Origin of the sequence: Paraburkholderia sp. SIMBA_030 (assembly GCF_046535245.1) — a bacterium.
Lineage (GTDB): Bacteria > Pseudomonadota > Gammaproteobacteria > Burkholderiales > Burkholderiaceae > Paraburkholderia.
Window position 1 is genome coordinate 1 of the sequence record NZ_JAWRXB010001741.1, and the last position, 232, is coordinate 232.

Annotated in this window: 1 protein-coding gene and 1 pseudogene; both read right to left on the reverse strand. The window is 42.2% G+C overall.

Translation table 11 applies throughout. The features are described from left to right. A pseudogene (gene rplC / locus SB772_RS45970) lies at positions 1-78 on the reverse strand (50S ribosomal protein L3); the annotation flags it as partial. 49 nt (positions 79-127) lie between these two features. Further along, a partial coding sequence (locus tag SB772_RS45975) for a 30S ribosomal protein S10 (RefSeq protein WP_410839269.1) occupies positions 128-232 on the reverse strand: 105 nt, incomplete at its 5' end.

The window sequence follows — 232 nt, forward strand, 5'->3', positions numbered from 1 at the left end:
TGTTACAGGGATAGATGCGCCTGTTTCAGTGAAGACACGGGTCATGCCGCACTTTTTACCGACTAAACCGATCGCCATTTTAGACCTCTTTATATCTTATATTAATGGGTTGGGTGTTTAATGTGCATTAACCCAAAGCAATTTGAACGTCAACACCCGCCGCTAAATCTAATTTCATTAGCGCATCCACAGTTTTGTCAGTTGGCTGAACGATATCAACCATACGCTTATG